Origin of the sequence: Pedobacter gandavensis, assembly GCF_014172405.1 — a bacterium.
Lineage (GTDB): Bacteria > Bacteroidota > Bacteroidia > Sphingobacteriales > Sphingobacteriaceae > Pedobacter > Pedobacter gandavensis.
The window spans coordinates 1-25,091 of the sequence record NZ_WNXC01000001.1; the positions used below are offsets into that span (position 1 = coordinate 1).

Sequence of the window (25,091 nt, forward strand, 5' to 3'; positions counted from 1 at the left end):
GTGCAGGTGGAGCGGTGGTGTTAAAGACGACAACGCTAGCGGATAGCTACCAATGGTATAAAGGACTAAGCCTGATTACAGGTGCAACTCAGCAAACTTACACGGCTACCGAAAGCGGAAGTTATACCGTAAAAATTACTTCTATTGCTTGTGAAAGTCCTGCTTCTAATCCGATAGCGGTTACGGTGAACCCAATACCAGATGCCGCAGTGATTACTGCAGAAGGCCAGACAACTTTCTGTGCAGGCGGAGCTGTAGTGTTAAAATCAACAACTCTAGCGGATAGCTACCAATGGTACAAAGGACTAAGCCTGATCACAGGTGCAACTCAGCAAACTTATACCGCTACCGAAAGCGGAAGTTATACCGTGAAAATTACTTCCATTGCTTGTGAGAGTCCAGCTTCTAATCCGATAGCGGTTACCGTGAACCCAATTCCGGATGCCGCAGTGATTACTGCAGAAGGCCAGACAACTGTTTGTGCAGGTGGAGCAGTGGTATTAAAATCGACAACCTTAGCGGATAGCTACCAATGGTACAAAGGACTAAACCTGATCACAGGCGCCACCCAACAAACTTACACCGCTACCGAAAGCGGAAGTTACAGCGTAAAAATTACTTCGATTGCTTGTGAAAGTCCAGCTTCTAATCCGATAACGGTTACTGTAAACCCAATTCCAGATGCCGCAGTGATTACTGCAGAAGGGCAGACAACTTTCTGTGCAGGTGGAGCCGTAGTGTTAAAATCGACAACCCTGGCTGATAGTTATCAATGGTATAAAGGACTAAACCTGATCACAGGCGCTACCCAACAAACTTACACCGCTACCGAAAGCGGAAGCTACAGCGTAAAAATTACTTCGATTGCTTGTGAGAGCCCAGCTTCTAATCCGATAGTGGTTACTGTGAACCCAATTCCAGATCAACCTATCATTACTACCGCTGGCCAAACAACTTTCTGTGCAGGCGGCCAAACCGTATTAAGTTCTTCCGCAACAACAGGAAACCAATGGTTCAAGGATGGCAGCCCAATCGAAGGTGCAACCAATCAAACCTATACGGTTACCGAAAGCGGAAAATATACGGTCATGGTAACGTTATCCAATTGCGTGAGTCCGGAGTCAGCAATTGCAACCATCACCGTAAACCCAATTCCAAACCCGCCAACCATCACTGCGGCAAATCATGCTGTATTTTGTGTAGGTGGAAATGTAGTCCTGACTTCATCAGAAAACAGCGGAAATCAATGGTATAAAAACGGCGTCCTAATCCCTGGTGCAACTGATAAAACCTATACCGCCAACACAGCAGGTAACTACGCTGTGTCATTTATCAATCAAAATGGTTGTTCCAGTATTGCTTCCTTACCAACTACGGTAACAGAAGTTCAATATCCAGAGCAACCTCAGATTTCTCCATCAAATGAAACTACTTTTTGTGATGGTGGAGTGGTCGTTTTAACCTCATCAGCAGCAATTGGAAATCAATGGTATAAAAATGGAATCCTCATTCCTAACGCGACTTCACAAAACTATAGTGTAAATGAAATTGGTATTTATACCGTTAAAGTAACCAATACCGGCGGATGTGTCAGTGCAGTATCAGCCACGACCAATGTGACGGTAAGTCCTGTTCCAAGAGGATATGACGACATTGCAAGTCCGCTAACTTGTAATCAGCCTTCGTTTAATTACCCGCTACAAGCCAATGTTAACAATATCACAAAAGGAGGGAATGGCGTCCGTTCAAGGTTTAGCTGGACAGTAAGTTCTCCGGTTGAAGGGGCTGTAAATGGGACAGGAAATACCATCAACACCAATCTTTACAACCCAACAACCATTGCTCAGGATGTTGTTTATATCGTTACGCCAAGAGGAATAAATGGCGGTTGCGATGGAATTCCTTTTAAAATTACCGTTCGCGTTCCTGCCTGTGTTGGCCTTTCCATTAGGAAAACTGCCGATCTGGAAAGCGTTGCTGTTGCCGGACAAAAGATCAACTACACGATTACAATTAAAAACATCGGTACTGCAACTCAGCACAATGTGATGGTTACCGACCCTCTAATCGCTGGACAATTGACGAAAACCGGAGGAAATGGCAATAATATCCTGGAAAGATCAGAATCATGGACTTATTCCGGAACATACACCGTTACCCAAGCCGATATAGATAAAAATGGTGCGCCTACTGCAAATCTTGGTAAAATTCAAAACACCGCTACGGTAACCAGCACAGAACTTCCAGTCTCAACTTCCGCTACTGCAGATGTTGCAATCATACAGAATCCTAAAGTAAGTTTGGTGAAAATCGGGCGCTTCAACGACGACTTTAAAACGATTACCTACACCTTTATCATCAGAAATAGTGGAAATGTAACGCTACACAATCTGGTGCTGTCAGATCCAAAAATCGCCACTCCAATCGTGCTAGCTGTGACCACACTTGCGCCGGGAGCTTCCATCACCCATAAAGAGAATTACACCATTACAGAGGATGAAAAGCTAAATGGAAATGTGAGAAATACAGCCCGGATCGATGGGCAGACGGAGATCGGTGGCGGAGTTTCAGATATCTCAGGTACCAGTCAGGACAATGATACGCCTACGGATATCGATGTGGTTCGTTACCCTTCCGCAGTTGACGATTATGCGAAAACCAAAATGGACATTGAGGTCATGGTTCCGGTGGCTAAAAACGACCGTGCAAGTCTTTTTCCTTTGGATGTGAGTACAGTAGAAGTACAGATGAAACCTTCTAACGGAAGCCTCCAAATGAATAAAGATGGAAGAATTATTTATCAACCCAATAAAGGATACGCCGGGGTTGAGAAGTTCAGTTATAAAATCAATGACGCTGTGGGATTGTCATCTAATGTGGCCATCGTAACCATCAACGTGATCCCGCCAGACTTGGAAATTCCGAATACGTTTACGCCAAATGGCGATGGGAAGAATGATACTTTCCAGATTATTGGAAGAGAAGGTTATGACAATATTGACCTGTCTGTCTTCAATCGTTGGGGCGATCAGGTATACAAAAACAACAACTATAAGGATGATTGGGATGGATCAGGTCTAAATAACGGGACCTATTTCTATGTGCTGAAACTGAATAAAGCAGGCACCATCACCACCCGTAAAAGCTGGATTTTAATCAAGAGATAATGAGAAAATGGATCACCGTAATGATAGGGATATGCTGTATGCAGATTGGGAAAGTAGCTGCACAGCAAAATATCCAGTTTACTCAATATATCTTCAATAGCCTGAGCATAAATCCTGCTTATGCAGGGTATAAAGAAGAATGGTTTGTACAGCTAGGGCTGCGTGCACAATGGGTAGGAATAGAAGGAGCACCACAAACGGCAACGGCTTCCATTGATGGGATCTTAGATCCATTGGATCGTAAAATGGGGCTTGGTGTACAAATTACAACCGATAAAATCGGTGCGCAAGCTGCAACTTCAGCAACCTTGAATTATGCTTACAGATTGCAATTGGATGGAGATGACACCCAGCGTTTGAGTTTTGGATTGGGAATCGGTGCCGCACAATACAGCATAAAAGGACAGATGCTCACCACGGCTCAGCCCGGAGATGAAGCTATTCCAGTAGGTAATCAAAGTAATATCGTTCCTGATCTACGCCTCGGTGTATTTTACAATTCAGACTATTGGTATGTTGGACTTTCTGCGCTCGACTTGTTTTCTGGACCTAATACCAGAAGAAATCAATCCTTTGCCTTAAATATCATCCGTAGTCGGCATGCCTATATGATGGGCGGTGCTTTGATCAATGTTTCCCCGGAAATCAGAATCAGGCCAAGTATCCTGATTAAAGAAGATTTTAGAGGCCCCACCAGTGCCGACTTCAACACCATGTTCATCATCAATGATAAGGTCTGGATTGGCGGCTCCATCCGTACCGGCTTTAATCTATGGAAGAAAAACCTGGAAGGACTTAACCTGAGTAAAGAAAACTCGATATCGGGTATTGTTCAATTCTTCGTAAATGACCGATTTAGAGTAGGTTATTCTTATGACCATGTAACCAGTATGCTGGGAAGTGGTCAAAATGGCTCTCATGAAATCACGATGGGGCTGGCTTTTGGTAAGGTTCCAAGGTCTTTCATTTGTCCGAGGGTATTCTAAATCAATGTTTATTTTTTTTACTCCTTTAACGTGTTAATTTGTTAGATGATCTCAATTTTTTTATATTAGGTAAGGCCGATTGAAAAACACTCGGTTTTCAAAACGATTAGATCTATGTTTGACGAATTGAGTAAATACAAACAAGGCAATTTCTTTTTTCAGGCAACAGACAGTCTAGTCGAAGTCTGCAATGTAGAGGCTAATTATTATGGGCTTTACCTGGTTTATGCCCTGAGGAAGGGCAGGGTGGAACTGGTTTATATCAATAAATCGGGTCCACCGGAAAAATTAAGCGACTTGAAAGTCAATTCTGATATTCCAGATGACCTGAGAGAAAATTTGTTGAATGGCTTCCAGTTCGGGGAGATTGAACGTAAGAATTCCTGGCCCGTTCAAATGATGATCGAAGACATTGAAGCGCTCCATGTTCACTGGTATGTTACTTATGATCATAAGAACAAAGACTTACCAGCAACCATGAAATCGAAAATCCTGCAAATCTATCAGGGGATTTATGGACAATTGCCCAGATGGAACCTGACCTAGAATTACTTTACATACACCGTTTTAATGTTAACAAACTCTCTAATTCCAAAAGAGCTCAGCTCTCTTCCATAACCACTTTGGTTGATTCCACCAAATGGCAATCTCGAATCTGATTTTACCAGACTATTGACAAAGCAAGATCCTGCATTTAGTTTCTTTGAGGCAATTTCTTCGCCACGTGCCTGGGAAGCTGTAAATACTGCAGCGCCGAGTCCAAAGGGGCTGTCGTTGGCAATTTTAATCGCTTCTTCCTCATCTTTGGCGCTGAATACTAAGGCCACCGGACCGAATATTTCTTCCTCAAAGGCAGGCATTCCCTTTTTAATTCCCGTTAGAATGGTAGGACTATAAAAAGCGTGGTCGCCTTTGAAATCAGGGATTACACCTCCAAGAACACATTTCGCCCCGGCTTTGATATTGTCCATTACTTGTTGGTGTAACTCATCTCTCAGGTCTTTTCTGGCCATAGGACCGAGCTGAGTTTGGGACTCCAGGGGATCTCCGGTAACTTTCGACTGCATTTTTTTGATGAAGATTTTCAGAAAGTCTTTTTCTATCTCTTTTACTAAAATGAATCTCTTCGCTGCGATGCAACTTTGGCCGTTGTTAATGAGCCTGCTTTGCATGCATATTTCTGCGGCTTGTTCCAGATCGGCATCTGCCAATACCAGGTAAGGATCGCTTCCACCCAGTTCCAATACTGTTTTTTTTAAATGAAAACCTGCCTGTTGTGCCACCTGTTTTCCTGCCTCCGTACTTCCGGTTAAGGTAACGGCTTTAATGAAAGGATGGGCAATGGCTTTTTTTACCATTTTACTATTGATCAGCAATACGCTGAATACGTCTTTAGGAAAACCAGCTTCTTTGATCACTTCTTCGATGGCCAATGCACAACCACTCACATTGGAAGCGTGTTTCAATACGCCCGCATTTCCTGCCATCAGTGCCGGTGCCAAAAAGCGGAACAGCTGCCAAAAGGGGAAATTCCAGGGCATGACCGCAAGCACCACACCTAATGGCTGAAAGCTCACATAACTTTTACTGGCTTCTGTGGCTATGATTTCATCTTTTAGAAAGTTAGCGCCATTTGAAGCGTAAAAGTCGCAAACGCCAGCACATTTTTCAATCTCTGCAATTCCTGCAGATAATGGTTTTCCCATTTCTTTGGCCATTAACGTAGCCAATTCAGTTTTACGCTTTAAAAGTACTGCTGAAGCGTTTCTAAGGAATTCTGCCCGCACAGAAAAACGAGTTTCTTTCCATTTCAACCAGGCGTTATGTGTCTTTTCTATCTTTACTTGAACTTGCTTTTCGGTATCTTCTATATAGGATTTAATCGTTTTTCCACTCGTAGGGTTCACTGATATCATATTTTCCGCGTTTTATATGTAGATTATTACAGCAATTAAACAGGGTGATTTGTTTGATTATTTTTTGGACATTAATCTCCTGTAACTATAAGTAAATATAGTTAATTTCTGCATCTTTTAAGATATTTATTCTATAATTAAGAACTTGCGGGGTAGAATTGACTAGCCGGGCTTTCCTGGGAGGTGCTCCAGTTGCTTCTTAAGCACTTTATATTCTTTTTCCAGGTATTTAAAAGCTTTGGTATCCGGTTTGTTTTGGAAGTTTTCCTTCATCTGGTTTAGATAACTGCTTTCCACCTGGTCAAATCTTGTTTTTACCTGTTGATATTTCTCTTTTTGTTGCTTTTCCAGGGGATTTTCACCTTCACCATTCAGATTACCCAGATAAACACTGTCAGATATCCTTTCTCCATCCGCAGAAATAAAGGAAATATAGGGTTCTATCTGTTGATTCAGTGCCTCCTCATACATCGGAATAAAGCATTTTCCTTCAGATCTTCTGGCGATATTCAAGTACTCCTGGTCACGTTTGGCTTCTGGAGTACAAATCATGACCATAACACTGTCGTTGTGACGTAATTCGTCGTAATGTGTCGGATCCCAGCTGATCTCTAATCCGCCATCAACCTTTTCGATCTTCAAATCTTTGGTTTCCGGCATCACACCTTTGCTCAGCATTACTTTGCTATAATCGATGCTAATATTAGGATATTCTCCCTTTAAAGCCTCTTTTTTATGGTAGGAGGTGGCTAAATTATGGGCGTTATGCACCGTTCCTTTAGCTTGTAAACCATAACCAAGTTTAATAAAACTACCCACTCTGTTGAGCAATTTCATGGTGACTTCCATAGCCTGATAATTGGCCAGTTGAAGGGTGCTTGGTTTTCCTTTTCTGCCGATTAAGCGTACTACAGGTTGCCCATTGAGCATATAGAAAACAAGATTGCCAACTTTTCCGTTGAGGTGACCCTGTGGGCCGTTTGAAGCGATAGCCATAGTTAAGAAGTTAATGGTTTGAGGTAGAGTGTGGTTAAGTCGGTACTGAATAGGAGGAAGATACACTTTTAATTCGAGATAACACCTTATTGAGCTTATACTTTATAAGAAATTAAATGAAAGTTATAAGGTATTCTTTGCATGGTTGATTGGGCTATGAGCCTGATTAGGCCCTATGAACCTCCAAGTAAAGAAGGAGTAGAACTGAATAAACTATAAGGTCATTATAGCCTTACCTAAAGAGGACCCTAAGTGCAGGTAAGTGTTGGTATTTCTGGATTAGGGATGAAGCTTAGCCAATGGCTCAGGGGATCGCAAAGCATGCTTGTTTAAGGAGAAGTCTGCGGTCAGATTATTTAAGTTAAAAAATGTTAATTTACTAGTAGACAGTCGCCAATACTGTAGTTTTACTCAGCAGATTTTTTCCAGCTGCTTCATTTGAAATGAAATCAAAAGTTTTAGAATGTTTGATAATCATAGGATTAATTGGTTTTTCTGGTGTTTCCGCCTACGCGCAGAAAATTGATCCGGATGCGGATGTAAATATCTGGATGAAAAGCCCGGTTGTCGTCGATGGAAAGTCGGAGGAGTGGCATGAACCCCTGAATAATTTTAATTCCGATACAAAGCTGGCTTTTGCGCTGGGAAACGATGAAAAGAACTTATACCTAATTATTGAATCATTGGATGAGTTCACCACTGGTAAATTGATACGTGCTGGATTAACCTTAAACATCAATACTGCAGGCAAGAAAAAGGATGGGATCAAGTTGGATTTTTTAGGGATGAGGGAGCAACCTCCTCAACCTAAGGGACAGCTTAAAGACAGTGTAGCGCATGTTCATGATGCAAATTCTGCGGCACATGTGCCAGGTGTAAAGGTGATTAGTGTAACTGGTTTTAAAAATATACCTGATGGTGTTTTGTTGATGCCCAACGACTTTGGTATTCAGGTTGCCGCTGCTTTTAACCAGCGTCGGGATTATATCTGTGAGCTGGCTATTCCATTAGCGCAGTTAAATTTGACGGGGAAAGAAGTTAAAGGGATAGCTTATCAGATTAAAATTAATAGTCCGGGTACGTCAACACATGGTCATGAAGGTGGAGAAAAAGGAGAAGGAATGTCTCGTGGTCCTGGCATGGGAGGCGGAAGAGGTGGTCGTGGTGGCGGCGGCGGAATGGGTGCTGGCGGAGGTAGAAAAGGAGCTGGGGCTGGAATGTCTGCTCGCAGTTCAGAAGGAAATGGAGGAAATTCAAAACCAGATTTCTGGATCAAGTATAATTTGGCCACTCCAAGCATTGAAGCGCAATAAGCAAGGTGAATTTGTTCAGTAATAACACGGACATGCGATTACTGAACAAACAAATATTACTTAAATAAATCTTTTAATTTTGCATCAAGAGCGGGGATTTCATGATTTTCATTGGTATTGTAAATACCAAGAACTACTCCATTTTTATCAATTAAAACATAGGCTGGGATAACCTTAACACCATATCGAATAGAAATCGCTGATGGGAGGTTTTTGCTTTTAAGGTCTTGCTCGTTATTATAGTCATGGATATTAGTGAAGGCTGCAAGTCCATATTTCTTTATCCCCTTTTTCCATGATTCCATATCGCTGTCCAATGATATGCTGATGATTTCCAGCCCAGTTCCACTGTATTTTTTGGATATCTCTTTTAAATGAGGAATATACTCAATACAGGGTAAACACCAAGTGGCCCAGAAATCCAGTAAAACATACTGCTTATCCTTATAGGAGGAAAGGGTAACTTGCTTGCCAAGATTTGACTTTCTGGAGAAGTCAAAGGCTGGCTTACCAACTTGCTGAGCATGTTGTTGCATAAGCTCTACTTCACGCTGAGTCTTTAAACGTTTGGAAAATTCAAACCACAAATCATTTTGTTTTAGAGTTGGTGACAACTTGTCAAGTAAGTTTTGAGCAGAATCGATAGAAATTTTTCTTCCATCAGTATAGTACCAAAAGAGATCAAGGCTCACAAACGAATTTGGATTTGACGAAATAAAATCCAAATCTACTTTTTGATTTTTAGAACTGAAATAGGGGAGTTTCGCCCAGGTCCTGGCTAAGCTATCTTTAATGACATTACTTTGTACTCCTTTGCCAGCTTCGGATTTAATTGCAGTATATAGTTTTTCTAATGAATCTATAGATTCGTTATGAGGTCGCTTCAATTCTAACAGCCTTATGTAGTCCATTTGCGACTTAGACCCAGTCAAGTCCGCGCTCTTGAACTTATTATGTTCTACAACCAACTGCATCGATTTTGGTTCTAAAAAAAATATCGTGAAATTAGGATCATCCGTACTTCTGGATTTTAATTCTCCACGTAGCGCCGCTCTTGTTGGCCCATTAATATTGCCCTTAAAATGAAAATTTCCGTGATTGACTCTAACGGTGTCATCTACATCCTTACCAGAATAGTCTGTATAAGCTAGTACAATAAAACCTGTGTCTCTTTTGGCTAATGAACCTGTAATTTCAAATGTACCTTTTCGCTGTGCCTGACTTTCTTGAAAAAAAGAAACGAGTACCAATGCAATTAACCATAAACAATTTGGTTTTAAAACATATTCTATTTTCATCGATTCCATAATTCGCTATTGATTTTTATTAATATACTCATAAAGCGGAAAATCCCTTATATGAATTATTTAAACAAATCTTTTAATTTTGCATCAAGAGCGGGGATTTCATGATTTTCATTGGTATTGTAAATACCAAGAACTACTCCATTTTTATCAATTAAAACATAGGCTGGGAGAGTCTCGGCACCATATCGAATAGAAATCGCTGACTGGAGGTTTTTGCTTTTAAGATCTTGTTCATTATTATAGTTGTGGATATTAGTAAAGCCTTCAAGTCCATATTGTTTGATCCCCTTTTTCCATGATTCCATATCTCTGTCCAGTGATATGCTGATGATTTCCAGCCCAGTTCCACTGTATTTTTTGGATATCTCTTTTAAGTGAGGAATATACTCAATACAGGGTAAACACCAAGTGGCCCAGAAATCCAGTAAAACATATTGCTTATCCTTATAGGAGGAAAGGGTAACTTGCTTGCCAAGATTTGACTTTCTGGAGAAGTCATAGGCCAACTTCCCAACTTTCTGAGCATTTTGTTGCATCATATTTAAATCACGCTGAGTCTTTAAACTTTTGGATACTTTAAACCACAAATAACTTTGTTTTACAGTTGTTGACAACCCGTCAAGTAATCTTTGAACAGAATCTATAGGGATTTCCGTTCCATTAGTATAAGGCCATAAGAGATAAGGGCTCACAATCGAATTTGGATTTGAGGAAATAAAATCCAAGTCTATTTTTTGATTTTTAGAGAAGAACAATTGAACTTTCTCCCAGGTTTTGGCTAAGCTATCTTTAATGACCTTACTTTGGGTTCCTTTACCTGCTTCGGATTCAATGGTGACGTATAGTTCTTTTAATGAATTTATAGATTTGCTATTAGGTCGCTTCAGTTCTAACAGTCTTAGGTAGTCCATTTGCGACTTAGAACCAGTCAAGTCCGCAGTCCTGAATTTATTGTGTTCTACAGCTAGCTGCATCGAGTTTGGTTCTAAAAAAATTGTGGCTGAGTTCGGGTCATCCATAGTTCTGGCTTTTAATTCTCCATGTAGGCGTGCCATTGTTGGCCCATTAATATTGCCCTTAAAATGAAAATTTCCATGATTGACTCTAACGGTGTCATATACATCCTTACCAGAATAGTCTGTATAAGCTAGTACAATAAAACCTGTGTCTCTTTTGGCTAATGAACCTGTAATTTCAAATGTACCTTTTCGCTGCGCCTGACTTTCCTGAACAAAAGAAACTAATACCAGTAGAATTAGCCATAACCAATTATGTTTCAAAACCTGTTGTATTTTCATAAACCTCAAAATTTTCTGTTGATTTTTAATCCCGGGCACATATATCTTCTCTTAAAATTACGAATTTCTTCCAGACTGCCAATTTTTTCCTAAGCTGTTTGATGGTACATTTAAATCTGATATAAGTACCCGTTTTTCATAAAAAGGAGACTGAGTTTTACGAAAAGCTATTCTTTTTATAAAAACATGTAACTGTTTTGTGGTAATTCAAAAGCGTATTTATAATTTGCAGCCAGATTAACGATATAAATATGGCTTCAGGTTTTTTTGCGATTTTAGATGACATCGCTGCTTTAATGGATGATGTGTCAATTGCGGCTAAAATAGCAACGAAAAAAACTGCTGGTATTTTGGGAGATGACTTGGCGGTAAATGCAGAAAAAGCGACAGGTTTCTTGTCTTCAAGAGAATTACCAGTCCTTTGGGCAATTACCAAAGGTTCTTTGTTGAACAAAGTGATCATTGTGCCCATCGCCTTACTGCTCAATGCCTTTTTCCCGGTAGCCATTAAATTCATCCTGGTTTTAGGTGGGTTTTATCTGGCTTATGAAGGGGTAGAAAAGATCGTTGAATACTTCTTTCACCGTTCTAAGGAAGGTCATGAGGTAGTTGCTGAGGTAAAAGAGGATGCTGCTGCTGCCGAAAAAACGAAAGTTAAATCTGCGGTAACTACCGACTTCATTCTTTCCGTAGAGATCGTAATTATTGCCTTAGGAACTGTTTTAGAAGAACCATTACCGATCCAGATTTTAACCGTATCCGTGGTTGCATTGTTGGCTACAATCGGTGTTTATGGTATTGTTGCCATGATTGTGAGAATGGATGATGTTGGTTATAAGTTAATCAAAAATTCCAATGATAAAGGTCTATTGGCAAGTCTAGGGAGCCTATTGGTGAAATCATTACCTGTAATCATCAGGATTCTAAGTGTGGTTGGAACAATTGCCTTGATCCTGGTTTCTGGTGGAATCTTTGTTCATAATATTGAGTTTTTACACCATATATTTCCAAATATGCCATCAATGATCAAAGAAGCGCTAATTGGCGTGGTTGCCGGATTGGTTGCAGTTGGATTGGCAATGGGCGGTAAAAAAGTAGTTTCTTTAATTAAGCGTTAAAGATGAAATTTCCAGTTCAGCATTTGATGCTAAACTGGAAGCGATTAATAGCAGGTATCTTATTGATAAGCTTGGTGCTATTAAGGAGTTATAGGAACAGGTATTGAAGACCGCACCATATTCACAATTGCTGAGGCACTAATGCCTGCATCTTCCAATAACTCTTCCATTTTCCCGGAACGCGAAATATGGGATACCGCCATTTTTTTCACTTGTAGCGTTCTTTCTGATGAGGTTACTGCAGCTGTTGCAAAATCTCCCATTCCACCATGCGCAAAATGATCTTCAACTGTAATCAGGATAGGGTATAGGGTTTCGGCGATGCAATTGAGAAGTGTGGTTTTGTCAATAGGGCAGATACAGTAACAATCGAGTACCCTAACATAAATGCCTTCTTCTTTTAATTGGTCTGCGGCTTTCAACGCTTCAAATACAGTAACACCGGTGGCCGCAATGGTCAATTGGTCTTCGCTGGACTGGCGCAATAGTTTTGATCCGCCGATTTCAAAGACTTCCTGGTCGTCGTAGAGCAATGGCGTCTTAGAACGTAGGGTTCGCATATAAACCATACCATGATGGTCAACCATCAATGCAGTTAACTTCGCTGTGGAAACAGCTTCTGCCGGTTGGAAAATTACGGTATTCGGGAGTGTGCCAAATAAGGCAATATCTTCAAGTCCCATTTGTGAGGGGCCATCTTCGCCAATAGAAACACCTACATGGGAACCTACAAACTTAATATTTGCTTCAGAAACCCGGGCCATACGGATTTGATCAGCTGCTCTGGTTAGGAATGCTGCAAAGGTTGCTACTACGGGAATTTTGCCTAATCTTGACAGTCCAACGGCTACTGATACCATGTTTTGTTCCGCAATAAAGCACTCTACGAACCGTTCAGAGAATGCATTTAAAAAGTCCAGCGTAAAAGTGGAGTTTTTTACATCTGCATCTAATACGTAAATGTTTTTATGATCTTTTCCCAATTCGGTGATGGCTAAACCAAAAACCTCTCTAGTAGGATAGGTTTCTTCTTTGTTAAAGGGAAGGTTTATGCTGGCGATTCCATTACTGTGGACTGGTAATAAAGTGGTAGTCGGTGCTTTCAAATGGAACCTGAGTTCATCATCAATGGCTCCCAGTTCTGCCAGTGCTTTTTCCAATTGCGCTTCATCCAAGGTTTTTCCATGCCAGCCTTCTTTGTCTTCCAGAAAGGAAATTCCTTTACCTTTAATGGTTTCGGCAATAATGGCCACAGGTTTACCTTGCTGTTTACTCATGGCCTGTTGGAATGCATCATCTATGGCCTGGAGGTTATGCCCATCAATCTCGATCACTTCAAAGCCGAATGCCCGAAACCGGTCTGCGTATTTTTCAAGGTCGTGGCCAAACATTGTCGGCCCACTTTGCGCCAGTCGGTTGATGTCTGCAATGGCGATCAAATTATCTAAACGATGGTATCCGGCAAAGTTTGCTGCTTCCCATACTTGTCCTTCTGCCAGTTCACCATCACCTAAAAGAATGAAGGTTTTATTGTCAATATGTTCTCTTTTGGCAAGCAAAGCAAGTCCGGCGCCAACGGATAATCCTTGGCCCAACGAGCCTGTAGAGGCCTCAGCATAAATGAATTTCGGAGTAGGATGCCCCTCAAAACGACTGTCGAATTTGCGCAAGCTCAGGGTTTCCTCCAGGGGATAGGCACCAGCCATACCAAATAAGGTATACAATAGGGGCGCAGCATGCCCTTTAGAGAGCACAAAGCGGTCATTATGTAAGTTGAGTGGATTATTAAGATCGTAGTTGAAGTACTTGTCAAAAAGGACAGTGGTTAGGTCAGCTGCAGATAGGCAGGAGGTAGGATGTCCGGATCCTGCAGCTGTGGTGGAACGTAAACACCATTTGCGGACTAAATTTGCCTTTTCTTGTAATTCCTTGTGGTTTTCCATGGTTCTTCAATTTTTTCATTTAATACTGTCCTGCTGAGGGGATTTATGGCATTGCTAGGCTGATTAACAATTTTATGGAGTAATCAGCCTTTCACGTTGATGTTCATCTTTATTTCTGGGATTGCCCAGATCGGTTTTCGGTAGATCTTGTTGGGAAATATTGGTTTCATTTTCATCTGCCTGGTCGTTCAGATTTTCAATTCCAGGCAATTCATGACAGTCCCTTCTATCTGTACTGCTATGGTGTTTTGGGATGTTCAAGTGTTGTGGCTTTTCAGCATCATAATCTACTGAACCCGGCTTTGGCGTACTTTGATTTTTCATAATGAATAATTCTTAAGGTTTAAGGGAGCGCTGCCGTAAAATGAGACTCCTTATGGTGTAGAGTCTATTGATAAGAAGATAACATTTTGAATGTTAAATGGTTTGTCATAAGGTGGTTAATGACATTAGAGTTTTTACTAGGTTGTTTCCAGATATCCATTCAAACCCTCTTTCCTCGTGAATAACTGCTAGTCTTATCAATCCACCAACCGTAGGAATCTTTTCCGTATAAACCTGAATGTCCATGACAATTTTGATCAACAATGCGGATAAGTCTAGCGCCTCTTGCAAACTAAGTTGTCTAAAATTAATAGAAAACATATCATCAAAGACAGTAACTCCGTGTCTTATAGGTATGGATATACATCTAGATTGTTAAATGGTTTGTCATAAGATGGTTAATGACAAACCGCGATTGAAATGGATTCCTGGCAGGTATTGGACTTGCTGTTTTAATTATTATATTTGATATATGCCTTACCTCAATTAGATAAGAAATTACATGAGTATAATGCACCTAATATTCCTACCATTCATCATGGTAGCTTTGTCAAAAAAGGGAAGAACTGTTTTTTTGTGTTATAAAAATCGAAACTATTCCAGATTGAAAGGGGAGTTGCTCTTTTTTGTCCTAATGCTGGTGGTTTCCATTGGCATTATGATGCCCTATACAAAGTGATATAAAATTTGTTGATCCATAGCTCAATTTGGATTCATCATCTACTTGAAACGCGATCTGGGAGACTCAAGTTCCAGACATTTATTTTCCATCCCAAATTATATTTGGCGAGTCATATAAAAATGACAAACAAATGAATCGCTAAATCATTGATATTCTGACTTTTCTTTGTGTGAATTATACCAAAACAGATGAAATTAACCTATCAATCTAGGTAATTAAATTAGAATGGATGAAAATTTTGCAGAAAAATGATAATATTTCATCGGTCTTGGCTCGATTTGGCAGCGCTATTTTTTGTATTTCTTAGAATTGCAGGAAATAATTGTTAAAACATCTTGTTTTTGTAGGGTTTATTTGATAAGGTATTGTATTTTTGCATAAAAATTCAAATAAATGACTCGTAAGAATAGTAATTCGGAAAAAACTGCGGATGTTGTATTGATTGGAGCAGGGATAATGAGCGCTACATTAGGTGTTTTACTCAAAGAATTGCAGCCGGATATCACCATAGAAATTTTTGAAAGACTGGATGTTGCTGCTGCGGAGAGTTCTGATGCCTGGAATAACGCCGGCACCGGACATTCTGCATTTTGTGAGCTAAATTATACGCCACAATTAGCAGATGGTTCAGTAAAAACTGCAAAAGCTATTGAAATTGCAGAATCTTTTGAAGTATCCAAGCAGTTTTGGTCGTTCCTGGTTAATAATAACCTGGTAGGATCACCTGAAACATTTATTAAGAGCATTCCGCATGTTAGTTTTGTGTGGGGAGAGAAAAATGTCGCGTTTTTACGTGAACGTTTTGACCGACTTCAGGACAACCTCCTTTTCGAAGGCATGAGGTATTCTGAAGATCCGGAACAATTGAAAAAATGGATGCCATTGGTGATGGATCAACGTGATCCTAATGAAAAGGTGGCAGCCACAAGAATGACCATGGGAACAGATGTTAATTTTGGTGCATTAACCAGAATGATGTTCAATACACTTCAGAAAATGGAGGGCGTGAACATGCACTTTTCTCATGATGTGAAGAAACTAAAGCAAAAAGACGGGCTTTGGGAAGTGAAAGTGAAAAATACTGCTACAGGAGATAAGCGTGTGGTGAAAGCTAAATTTGTTTTCATCGGTGCAGGTGGTGGCTCTATGCCATTATTGGAAAAATCGGGTATCCCTGAAGGTAAAGGTTTTGGTGGCTTCCCGGTAAGTGGACAATGGTTGAAATGTATCAATCCAGATGTCATTGCCCAACATGATGCTAAAGTATATGGAAAAGCTTCGGTTGGTGCGCCACCGATGTCCGTACCACACTTAGACACCAGAATGATCGATGGTAAAAAAGCATTGCTTTTTGGTCCTTATGCAGGATTCTCTACAAGATTCCTTAAAAATGGATCTTTAATGGACCTTCCAATGTCCATCAAAGTGAATAATATTCGTCCGATGATTTCCGCTGGACTAGACAATTTACCGCTTACAAAATATTTAATCAATCAGGTACGTCAATCTCCGGAAGATCGTATGACTGCATTAAGAGAGTATTTACCAACGGCTAAAATGGAAGATTGGGAACTGGAAACTGCTGGTCAGCGTGTACAGGTGATCAAGAAAGATGAAGAGCACGGTGGTATTTTAGAGTTCGGAACAGAGGTGGTTACCGCTGCTGACGGATCTATTGCTGCCTTACTTGGTGCTTCTCCAGGTGCTTCCACTGCGGTGTCTATCATGATTACCCTAATGGAACGTTGCTTTGCTGATCAAGTGAAAAGTAAAGAATGGCAGAAAAAATTAAGCGCGATGATTCCTTCTTATGGACATGCCTTAAGCAAAAACATCAAAATGACGGAAGAGATCAGATCTAATACAACAAAAACATTAAACCTGAGAGCAGCAGAGTAAGCGATTTAAATACTGAGGTATTTTTAAAATATAAATGGAAAGGACTTCTGGTGTAAAAACCGGAAGTCCTTTTTTTATTGAAAGATTGCACTCATGAATGAACCCGCTATCCGAGGTCAAAGCCCTCATTTTTGAGCTACTTAACTTAATCATAACATGGAGTTAACCTGTTTTTTCCTGACCTTCCTGATTTTCGGTTCCAATAGCCAATTCTAATGCTTTTGTTTAACTATTGAAAATGAGGATTTTAATCTCTTTTTAATCCAATTTTAATTTCATATTAACTCCTGCACAGGTTCACGTTAATTTCATGTTAAGGTGATGCGGCAGACCTAGTTTTGATAAAAAATCAAGCTAAAAAGAAATGAAAAAGAAAGTCAGCAATTATGTTGCGTTCCTGACGGTAACCTTCCTGGTTTTTATCGGACTGGGAACGATGGCTCAGGTAACCACCTCCAGCATGAATGGTAAAGTTCGTGATGGTAAAGGAATCAGTATCCCCGGTGCAAGTGTACTGATTTTACACCTGCCTACAGGGACAAAATATGGAGCGGTAACGGGCAGCGACGGGGCATATCGGGTGAATAACCTAAATCCTGGCGGTCCATATCAAGTAACGGTTAGCTATGTGGGTTATACGCCGCAAAAACAGCCAGCCATCACGCTAAACCTCGGTGTAGACATGCGGTTGGATTTTGTGCTGCCTGAGGAAGGTCAGCAATTGAATGAAGTGGTGGTAGCCGGCACAAAAGGAGGCAACAAGCAGGGTGCAGGTACCAAAATCGGCGAAGCGCAAATAAAAACACTGCCTACAGTGAGTAGAAGTCTGACGGATTTAACGCGTTTGACTCCTCAGGGAAGTAAAGACAACTCTTTTGTAGGGACGAATTTCAGGTATAACAACGTGACCATTGATGGGGCAATCAATAATGATGCGATCGGTTTTAGTCCTTCGCTTGGCGGACAAAGTGGTAGCTCAGGCATGCCTGGAAGTAGTACACGTACCAATCCGGTTTCTTTGGATGCGATACAGGATGTTCAGGTGTTATTGGCACCTTATGATGTGAAAATCGGAAATTTTACCGGTGGTAGTGTAAATGCAGTAACCCGCTCCGGTACCAATGATGTGAGTGGTTCCGTTTATGGATATGGTCGAAATGCAGCACTGATCGGTAGAAATAAGATAGGCGACAACTCCAAAGAGCCTGCTGCTTTCCATGATTATCAAACTGGTTTCCGATTGGGGCTTCCCATCATTAAGGATAAACTTTTCTTCTTTACCAATGAAGAAATCACCAGAAGACAAGATCCTGTAATTTTAGGTGCCGGATCACCCGATATGAAGATCATCACCTCCGATGAAGCAAAATCTATTACAGATCGCATGGTCAATACCTATGGTCTTGATCCGGGTACTGCAGGCAATTACAACATCTATTCGCGTTCAAACAAGTTCTTTAATCGTTTAGATTGGAATATCAACGATCACAACCAATTGACGATTCGTAACAATACCATCCAGTCTACCGCAACGAACTTAGAAAGAGATCAGGCGAATTTTAGATTTTCCGGTATCGACTATAAGCAAACGAACAACCAAAGTTCTACAGTGGCAGAATTGAAAAGCAGACTTTCCAATACTTCTTCTAATAGCTTGGTGATTGGTTACTCAAATATCCATGATTTTAGAGATCCTGTAGGAAATCCTGCAGTGCCACAAATTGAGATCAGCTCCCGTGGTGGTACAATTTTTCTAGGCACAGACCGGGAAGCAAGTATCTTCAATATGAAACAAAAGACCTTTGAATTTACAGATAACTTCACCTTTACAAAGGGGAAACACACCTTTACATTGGGAACACACAATGAGTTGTACAACATCACCTATGGTTTTGTAAATGCATGGAATGGACGTGTAGCCTATGGTAGTGTAGACGATTTCTTGAAAAATCAACCGTCCAGAGTGCGTACCAATTACAATTATGCTGACAATACCCGGGCTAATATTATGGCAAACCCACCAGCACAATTTAAGCTGAATATGTATAGTGTTTATGGAGAAGATCAATTTCAGATGACGGATAAGTTTAAGCTAACCTATGGCTTGAGATTTGACCTTGCTGATCTGCCAAACAAACAGCCGTTAAGTGATAAAACGACAAATGCGCCGGTAGATCCGAATTATGGAACAACCTTTACCTATACGAAACCAAAGGACATCAAAAATGATTACCTCGGACAAGTTCAGGTGTCGCCAAGAATTGGCTTCAATTATGACATCAATGGAGATCAAAAAATGATCTTAAGAGGAGGTAGTGGATTGTTTACCGGTCGGGTGCCTTTTGCCTGGTTGGGGTATGCGTATTACAATAACGGGGTTACTTATGGTGCTTATGATCAAAAGTACAATTATGACCCGGCAAAACCCTTGGTTAAACCAGTAGCAGGATCAGACCCGATTAAAGACGCTTTAAGTGGTAATGGTGAGGCAGGATATGTGGCTAAACAGGGAGTAAATGTAAACGATGCCAATGGTGCAACTCAGGTCGACTTAATCGATAATAATTTCAAAATGCCTAAAACATGGAGAACGAGTTTGGCTTTCGACTATAAAACGGATAACCAATGGAAGTTTACCCTAGAAGGGATTTACACAAAAGTGATTCATGATCTGAAGTTTCAGCAGGTGAATTTTACGGATAATCCAACGTATAATATCTACGATACGGAGCATCAACAACCAATTTATCAGGCCAGCAATAATAAGATTAACCCGCTTTACAGCAATGCCTACTTATTGTCGAACACCAATCAAGGTTATCGGTATAGTTTGACAGGCCAGGTGAGTAAATCCTTTCCTTTCGGTTTGGACGTCATGGCGGCTTATACGTATGGACAATCAAAAGACATCACCAATGGGATCAGAAACTCGATGGAGTCTAACTGGCAGTTGAATCAGGCCCTAAGTCCGAATAACCCAGGATTGGCCTATTCTAATTTTGACATTCGTAACCGAATCGTCTCTACTGTGAACTTTAAACATGCCTGGGATAGTCGTAATAAGTATGTTGCCAATTTCTCGTTGTTCTTTAGCGCGCAATCTGGTTCCCCTTATTCTTATGGATTCCTGAATACGACGATCGATAATACCGGTCAGAATGTGAGTCTGGTTTATATTCCGAAAGCAGGAGAGACCACGCAGTTTTTCGCAAAAACCCCAACTGGTATAGAGCAGGCTGCTGCATTTGATGCTTTTATCGACGGCGATCGTTATTTGAAAACCAGAAGAGGACAGTTTACCGAGCGTAATGGGGCAAGGACACCTTGGAATGTGCAGGCAGATTTTAGGTTCTCCCAAGACCTGGTTGTTTCGGAACAGGAAGGACATAAACACAGCTTGACTTTTACCTACGACATTGTGAACCTGACCAATTTGTTAAACAAAAACTGGGGCGTTCAATATTTTTCTCCGAATACGTATAATTCTATGGCAAGTGTTGGTCTGAAAGCGGGTACTGCAGGAAGCCCAACAACTTATCCTACTTATACTTTTGATCAAAATAATACAAGTACCTATGCTAAAGATTTCTTTGCTTCCAGATTTCAAATGCAATTTGGCTTGAGATATAGTTTTTAGGTAAAACATTTTTGGTAGTTTCGGTATTTATAAGGAATCAATATTCATTCAGAAAATTTAATCAAAAATCATATGACTTCAGTTAAAGCATACGCAGCTCACAAAGCAGATAAACCACTAGAACCTTATCAGTTGACTCGTCGGGAGCCAGGTGTAGATGATGTGGAGATTAAGATTTTATATTGTGGGGTGTGTCATTCAGACATTCATACGGCAAGAAATGAATGGGGAGGTACGATGTATCCGACCGTTCCAGGCCATGAAATTGTAGGTAAAGTGAGCCGTGTTGGGGCTAATGTAAGTAAGTTCAAAGTAGGCGATACCGTAGGTGTAGGTTGTTTTGTGGACTCTTGTGGCCATTGTAACAACTGCAAAGACCATCAGGAGCAATATTGCGAAAATGGCCATACACAGACTTACAATTCTTTTGAACAGGATAAGAAAACGATCACTTATGGCGGTTACTCTACGCATATTGTAGTCACTCAGGGGTTCGTTTTGAGCATTTCTGATAAGTTACCTTTAGAAAAAGTAGCTCCTTTACTATGCGCAGGGATTACTACGTACTCTCCTTTGAAATATTGGGGGGTGAAAAAAGGTGACAAGGTAGGCGTAGTAGGTTTAGGTGGTCTTGGCCACATGGCCGTGAAATTGGCCGCTTCTATGGGCGCTGATGTGACGATGTTGAGCCGTTCTCCAGGAAAAGCTAAGGATGCAGCAGAATTAGGTGCGCATCATTTTGCATTGACCACAAATGAAGAGACGATGAAAGGTCTTGCCAATAATTTTGATTTTATCATTGATACGGTTTCTGCGGAACACGATTATAACCAATACCTGGCTTTATTACGCACCAATGGGGTGATGATCTTGTTAGGTGTTCCACCAACACCTGCTGATGTACAAGCGATACATTTGATCCTTGGACGTCGTAGTTTGGTAGGCTCTTTAGTTGGAGGGATCAAAGAAACTCAGGAAATGCTGGATTATTGTGCAGAACATGGGATCACTTCCGATGTGGAAATGATCAGAATGGATCAGATCAATGAGGCTTATGAAAGAACTCTAAAAGGGGACGTTCGTTACCGATTTGTAATTGATATGGCCTCTATGAATTAAGGCGTAAAATCCGCCAAATTATCATTCGATAAGGATATATAGAAAACCCTTCTGAAATGTTTCAGAAGGGTTTTCTTGTTGGTTCTATAATTTACATCCTAATTTGATATTAGCTTTTTGATCAATACTTCCTCAAATTTGATTGGCAAATTATGCACGAAAACAACCAATTCGTTTCTTAAGGGATAGTACCATTAAAAATGCGGTATAATTAGGGTGTTTTCTCAATAAAGTGCTTTTGGTGTTGTTTTTGTGTAAATAATGTCGTTTTATTTTTGTCTTAAAAGCGTTATACTTTAATATGTTTTTTTAGGTTTCACCATTTGACGAATATTAGCGTTATATTCGTATTGACAGTAATCATACTGCTAGCAACAGTTTCATTAAGTCAAATACGGTATCATCAGTATTAACACAAACAATTTTAACAATGGCAACTCCAATAAAACCAACACCAATTCTTTATGGTTCTTCTTCTAAGAAATTCAATGAGGAACTTACGTCTGGTCAAAATCAAAAGGCTTCGGTTGCTGAAAGGGAACGTATAGTAAGTCTTGTTCACAAAGTCTTAGCCAAGTCAAAGAAATAAGTTGGAGCTGTCTAATATGACTTTTTTGCCGTTAAGTAATAAATCCCAAATAACTACTTTTGATTGCGGATTAGAGGATATTACATCATTTTTACAATAGGATGCGGTATCCTATCAAGCCGAAAAAATGGCGAATACTTATTTGTTTGAAGATGAGAAAGGTTCAGTATTCGCTTTCTTTAGTATTTCAAATGACTGTTTGAATGACTTGGGAGATGAGCAGGGATATACAAATAACATCTGGAATAGGTTGCATCGTTTCCTTGGACTTCCAAATGCTAAAAGAATTGGTCAGTACCCGGCTATAAAAATTGGAAGATTAGGAGTTCACAAAGATTTGCATGGCTCAGGTATCGCTTATGAGTTAATGGACTTTATCAAAGGATGGGTCATGATTGATCACAAGCCAGCCTGCAGGTTACTTATATTAGATGCGGTGAATGAGCCTAAGCAGGTTAAGTATTATGATCGCAATAATTTCAAGTTTTTGCTTAAGTCAGATGAGGCTGGTAAAACGAGGATTATGTATTATGATTTGGAGAAGCTGATGCCCATTTAAATCTAATCATTAGTTATTCGTGGTTCCAATATTTAGCGTCACATTATTTGTCTTTATATTGGTTTTTTATTTTATTAATTTTTTATGCAATTGATTTTAATCAGAAAAAGAGTCCTCTTTATATTATTCGCTGGCTTACACTTTTTATTTAGTTCGGCCTTAGCACAGCAAAAATCTGCTCATCCAAAAACTCCAATAATGGGTTGGTCAAGCTGGAACAATTTTAGGGTTAATATTGATGAAAATATCATCAAAGCACAGGCGGATAAAATGGTATCAACGAAACTCATTGATGCAGGGTATAATTTTGTCAATATTGACGATGGTTTTTTTGGAGGGAGAAATGCCAAAGGTGAGTTGTTAACCCATCAGGGGCGTTTTCCTTCAGGAATGAAGGCATTGGCAGATTATATTCACAGTAAGGGGCTTAAAGCTGGTATCTATTCTGATGCCGGGATAAATACCTGTGCCTCCATGTGGGATAAAGATACGATTGGTGTTGGGTCTGGGTTATATGGACACGATGAGCAGGATTTGAATCTAATGCTAAAAACCTGGGGTTATGATTTTATAAAAGTAGATTGGTGCGGAGGAGAAAAGTTGGGTTTGAGCGAAGAAGTTCGGTACACCCAAATTGCGAAACGTATTAAGGAGATCAATAGTAAAGTGTTGTTTAATATTTGCCGCTGGCAATTTCCCGGAAAATGGGCTGTCGATATTGCCGATTCCTGGCGTATTTCCGGAGACATTAATAATACGTTTGAGTCCATTCTTCACATCATTGATAAAAATGAACCCTTGTGGAAATATAGTTCTCCAGGCCACGTCAATGATATGGATATGTTGCAGGTAGGAAGGGGCATGAGCTATGATGAGGATAAATCGCACTTTACCATGTGGTGTATCCTGAATTCTCCACTGTTACTTGGGAATGATCTCAGGTCAATTTCTAAAGAAACCATAGATTTGGTAACGAACAAAGAAATCATTGCGCTAAACCAGGATCAATTGGGTTACCAGGCACGCCGATTGAAAAAAAATGCAAATCTTGAGGTTTGGACAAAGCCATTAGTTTCAACCATGAGTGGAGAGGTTGCTGTGGTGTTACTGAACAGGTCGAAGGAAAAGGCAGTTATCGAATTTGATGTGGACAGTATTGGGATAGATGCCACAAAAGGTTATCAGCTTCGTGATTTATGGAAGCATAAAGATGGGACATTGATCAAAGCAAAATCGCAAAGTTTTGAAGTGCCTCCTCATGGTGTGGTCACGCTCAAGATTTCTGGGAAATCAAAGCCTTTTAATGTTTTTCAAGAAGATAAAACAATTTAATCCTCCATGGAGCAGAACTTCATAAAAAAAAACCAACGGAAATGTTTTTCGTTGATTTTTTTTATGAAGTTCTTTCTTTGCAGTATTAGCGCTGTTATAAAATTTCGTTAATTCTGATCAGGTTAAATTGTTCGTCTGCCTTAATGAATTCCTCCATTATTGCGGCATGACCAGCACCCAAAATGATGACAATGTTTTTATCTGAGCTCGTCACCTGATTTTGAATATTACCATACATGATCAGGTTTCTTTTGTACCAACTTGAAACAAGTTCAGAACCAAAGAAATCGGGATCTTTATTTAGCTTGTTTAGGAAGGAAATGTACAAACCCTTATTCAAGCGGTATTGCTCGGCCGAATTCAAACATTTTAAAACCTCTTCAAGTGAATTTTTGCCTAGACAATCGTTCATAAAGGTTTCCAATGATGCAATCTTCTTTTGGTAGTCGGAAAATTGGAAAGTAGAGTTTTCGGATATTTTTGATTTGATTAAATTAAAGCGAATAGGTACTTTATCGTAATCCATTGCATAAATCACATCATTTTTTGCTTTATTTGCCAGCCTAAAACCAAATTGGAATATTTCGTTTTCTGCATAAAACCTTTTGTAATAATCGTCTTTTAAGGTGTCTTTTTGGTAAAATGGTTTCCCTGATTTATAAAGCAGGTACATATCATTTAGTCTTGTTCTTTTTGCATAGTCATATTCTACAAATACTTTACTGGGTTTATAAGTTTTTAGCAATTTATTAGTAATCCTTTCCAGGCTATTCTGGTTGTCTGGAGTTAAAATGCTTCGTTCGGTCACTTTACCTTCGTCAAAGCCAGGGTTATTGAAATGGTAAGTTCCAATTAGAATTACATTTGTTTTGGAGTTTTTTTGGCTAAAACTCAAGGAAAAGCATA

General features: G+C 40.0%; 17 protein-coding genes. 10 read left to right on the forward strand and 7 right to left on the reverse strand.

The window, feature by feature from the left end:
• The 3 genes from GM920_RS00005 to GM920_RS00015 all read left to right on the forward strand — a co-directional run.
• A partial coding sequence (locus tag GM920_RS00005) for an Ig-like domain-containing protein (protein ID WP_182952564.1) occupies nt 1–3,167 on the forward strand: 3,167 nt, incomplete at its 5' end.
• Complete coding sequence (locus tag GM920_RS00010) at nt 3,167–4,153, forward strand: PorP/SprF family type IX secretion system membrane protein (RefSeq protein WP_182952565.1); 987 nt, start codon at nt 3,167–3,169, stop codon at nt 4,151–4,153. The genes GM920_RS00005 and GM920_RS00010, both read left to right, overlap by 1 nt.
• 114 nt (nt 4,154–4,267) lie before the next feature.
• The gene (locus GM920_RS00015; RefSeq protein ID WP_182952566.1) at nt 4,268–4,699 is read left to right on the forward strand and encodes a hypothetical protein; all 432 of its coding nucleotides are present in this window, start codon (nt 4,268–4,270) and stop codon (nt 4,697–4,699) included.
• Nucleotides 4,700–4,701: 2 nt separating this feature from the next.
• On the opposite strand, the gene GM920_RS00020 is transcribed toward GM920_RS00015, so the two are convergent.
• On the reverse strand, nt 4,702–6,069 hold the full coding sequence (locus GM920_RS00020) for an NAD-dependent succinate-semialdehyde dehydrogenase (protein WP_182952567.1): 1,368 nt from the start codon (nt 6,067–6,069) through the stop codon (nt 4,702–4,704).
• Between the two features lie 162 nt (nt 6,070–6,231).
• The gene (locus GM920_RS00025; RefSeq protein WP_182952568.1) at nt 6,232–7,065 is read right to left on the reverse strand and encodes a DUF6266 family protein; all 834 of its coding nucleotides are present in this window, start codon (nt 7,063–7,065) and stop codon (nt 6,232–6,234) included.
• A gap of 467 nt (nt 7,066–7,532) precedes the next feature.
• On the opposite strand from GM920_RS00025, the gene GM920_RS00030 reads away from it, so the two are divergent.
• Nucleotides 7,533–8,378 carry a DOMON domain-containing protein gene (locus GM920_RS00030; protein WP_182952569.1) on the forward strand — a complete coding sequence of 282 codons (846 nt, stop codon included), beginning with the start codon at nt 7,533–7,535 and terminating at the stop codon, nt 8,376–8,378.
• A gap of 56 nt (nt 8,379–8,434) precedes the next feature.
• Here GM920_RS00030 and GM920_RS00035 read toward each other — a convergent pair whose 3' ends face one another.
• Together GM920_RS00035 and GM920_RS00040 are read right to left on the reverse strand one after the other, a co-directional pair.
• Nucleotides 8,435–9,685: a TlpA disulfide reductase family protein gene (locus GM920_RS00035; RefSeq protein WP_182952570.1), complete on the reverse strand. Its 1,251-nt coding sequence runs from the start codon at nt 9,683–9,685 to the stop codon at nt 8,435–8,437.
• Between the two features lie 56 nt (nt 9,686–9,741).
• Nucleotides 9,742–10,983, reverse strand: a complete 1,242-nt coding sequence (locus GM920_RS00040; RefSeq protein ID WP_182952571.1) for a TlpA disulfide reductase family protein — start codon at nt 10,981–10,983, stop codon at nt 9,742–9,744.
• 251 nt (nt 10,984–11,234) lie between these two features.
• On the opposite strand from GM920_RS00040, the gene GM920_RS00045 reads away from it, so the two are divergent.
• Nucleotides 11,235–12,101 (forward strand): DUF808 domain-containing protein, encoded by an 867-nt coding sequence (locus GM920_RS00045; RefSeq protein ID WP_182952572.1) that lies wholly within the window; start codon nt 11,235–11,237, stop codon nt 12,099–12,101.
• Between the two features lie 80 nt (nt 12,102–12,181).
• Here GM920_RS00045 and GM920_RS00050 read toward each other — a convergent pair whose 3' ends face one another.
• A complete protein-coding gene (locus GM920_RS00050; protein WP_182952573.1) occupies nt 12,182–14,044 on the reverse strand; it encodes a transketolase in 1,863 nt (620 codons plus the stop codon).
• A 72-nt stretch (nt 14,045–14,116) separates the two neighbouring features.
• Complete coding sequence (locus GM920_RS00055) at nt 14,117–14,368, reverse strand: hypothetical protein (protein WP_182952574.1); 252 nt, start codon at nt 14,366–14,368, stop codon at nt 14,117–14,119.
• Between the two features lie 1,075 nt (nt 14,369–15,443).
• Between GM920_RS00055 and GM920_RS00060 the strand changes: the two genes are divergently transcribed.
• From GM920_RS00060 to GM920_RS00080, 5 genes are all read left to right on the forward strand, one after another.
• Nucleotides 15,444–16,949 carry a malate:quinone oxidoreductase gene (locus GM920_RS00060; protein ID WP_182952575.1) on the forward strand — a complete coding sequence of 502 codons (1,506 nt, stop codon included), beginning with the start codon at nt 15,444–15,446 and terminating at the stop codon, nt 16,947–16,949.
• Nucleotides 16,950–17,313: 364 nt separating this feature from the next.
• Nucleotides 17,314–20,586, forward strand: coding sequence for a TonB-dependent receptor (locus GM920_RS00065; protein WP_182952576.1), 3,273 nt, complete (start codon nt 17,314–17,316; stop codon nt 20,584–20,586).
• Nucleotides 20,587–20,658: 72 nt separating this feature from the next.
• On the forward strand, nt 20,659–21,705 hold the full coding sequence (locus GM920_RS00070) for an NAD(P)-dependent alcohol dehydrogenase (RefSeq protein WP_182952577.1): 1,047 nt from the start codon (nt 20,659–20,661) through the stop codon (nt 21,703–21,705).
• Between the two features lie 716 nt (nt 21,706–22,421).
• Nucleotides 22,422–22,853 (forward strand): GNAT family protein, encoded by a 432-nt coding sequence (locus tag GM920_RS00075; RefSeq protein WP_182952578.1) that lies wholly within the window; start codon nt 22,422–22,424, stop codon nt 22,851–22,853.
• Nucleotides 22,854–22,937: 84 nt separating this feature from the next.
• The gene (locus tag GM920_RS00080) at nt 22,938–24,185 is read left to right on the forward strand and encodes a glycoside hydrolase family 27 protein (RefSeq protein ID WP_182952579.1); all 1,248 of its coding nucleotides are present in this window, start codon (nt 22,938–22,940) and stop codon (nt 24,183–24,185) included.
• Nucleotides 24,186–24,279: 94 nt separating this feature from the next.
• Here GM920_RS00080 and GM920_RS00085 read toward each other — a convergent pair whose 3' ends face one another.
• Nucleotides 24,280–25,080: a DUF5694 domain-containing protein gene (locus GM920_RS00085; protein ID WP_235964386.1), complete on the reverse strand. Its 801-nt coding sequence runs from the start codon at nt 25,078–25,080 to the stop codon at nt 24,280–24,282.
• Between the last annotated feature and the right edge of the window lie 11 nt (nt 25,081–25,091).